Origin of the sequence: Streptomyces montanisoli, assembly GCF_017813245.1 — a bacterium.
Taxonomy (GTDB): Bacteria; Actinomycetota; Actinomycetes; order Streptomycetales; family Streptomycetaceae; genus Streptomyces; species Streptomyces montanisoli.
This window is the reverse complement of the sequence record NZ_JAGIQL010000359.1, coordinates 1-1,323: the sequence shown is the minus strand read 5'-3', so window position 1 is coordinate 1,323 and position 1,323 is coordinate 1. Positions and strand designations below refer to the sequence as shown.

Sequence of the window (1,323 nt, the reverse complement as noted above, 5' to 3'; positions counted from 1 at the left end):
TGAAGTTCCCCCCTGAACTTGGACAGCGGGTGCTTACGCTGCGGGGGCGAGGTTCTGCCTCAGAAGGGTTCTCGTTTCAAGTGGGGTGACGTATCCGTGGTCGGGGTGCCGGCGAAGCCGGCTGCGGTTGTACTCGACCTCGATGAAGTGGAAGACGTCCGCCCGGGCGGCCTCTCGGGTCTCCCAGACGGTCGTCCCGATCTCCGCCTTGAGCAGGGCGAACCAGCTTTCCGCGGCAGCATTATCGTAACAAGAGCCGACACGTCCCATCGACTGGCGCATGCGCAACGTGCTTACCTCGGTGCGGAATTCGTCACTGGTGTACTCGCTCCCGCGGTCGGTGTGCATGATGCAGCCGTCCTCCAGACCGCCGCGTCCGGCCGCCATCCGCAGGGCTGCGACCGGCAGCTCGGCGCGGTGATGGTCGGCCATCGCCCAGCCGACGATCTCGCGGGTGGCGAGGTCGATGCATGTCGCCAGATACAACTTGCCCTCCAGTGTGACGAGTTCGGTCATGTCGCCGACCAGGCGCATGCCGGGCCAGGGTGCGGTGAATTCCCGGCCGATCAGATCGGCGGCGAACACCGCCCGCCTCGCCTGCCGGGTCAGACCGCGGCGACGCCGCCTGGTGATCCCGGTGATGTGATGGACGCGCATCAGCCGCTCGACCCGCTTCTCGTTGACCATCCGCCCGGCCCGTCGCAGGGCCGCGTGGATCCGCGGGGCCCCGTAGGCGCCGCGGGAGCCGGCGTGCAGGACCCGGATCTCCCCGACCAGCAGTTCCTCGGCGCGGTCGCGCACGGCGCGGGCCGGCCGCGACGCCACGTGCGCGTAGTAGGTGGAGCGGGGCACTCCCATGACCCGGCACAGGAAGGCGACGCTGTGACCTGCCGGATTGTCCTTGGACGCCTTCTCCGCGTCGATGAGGCGACACCGTGCGGTGGTGTCTACCTGCTCTTGTCCTGCGCGAAGAAGGCGGTGGCTTTTCCCAGGACGTCGATCGTGGCCTCCTGCTCGCGGACCTTCCGGCGCAGCCGGACCAGCTCCTCACGCTCCGCGGTGGTCAGGGCCCCGGCCGGGCCCTCACCCCGGTCGATCTTCGCCTGCCTCACCCAGCCCCGCAGTCCCTCCGGACTCACGCCCAGGTCACGGGCGACCTCGGTGACCGTCTTCTCCGAGGACAACGCCAACGCGACCGCGTCCCGCTTGAACTCGGCCGTGTACCGCTTACTCGTATTGCTCTTCTTGCTCACTATCTGTGACTGCTTCCTCCGGGACCATCCGTCCCAGTATCAGGCTGTCCAGCTCACAGGGGGAACTTCA

Annotated in this window: 2 protein-coding genes; both read right to left on the bottom strand. The window is 68.0% G+C overall.

What is annotated here, in order from left to right; all coding sequences use genetic code 11:
* Nucleotides 1-33: 33 nt before the first annotated feature.
* Entirely contained in the window at nt 34-924 is an 891-nt protein-coding gene (locus tag JFN87_RS33145; RefSeq protein ID WP_209346219.1) for an IS3 family transposase, read from the bottom strand.
* A 23-nt stretch (nt 925-947) separates the two neighbouring features.
* Entirely contained in the window at nt 948-1,253 is a 306-nt protein-coding gene (locus tag JFN87_RS33140; RefSeq protein WP_209346217.1) for a transposase, read from the bottom strand.
* Nucleotides 1,254-1,323 lie beyond the last annotated feature (70 nt).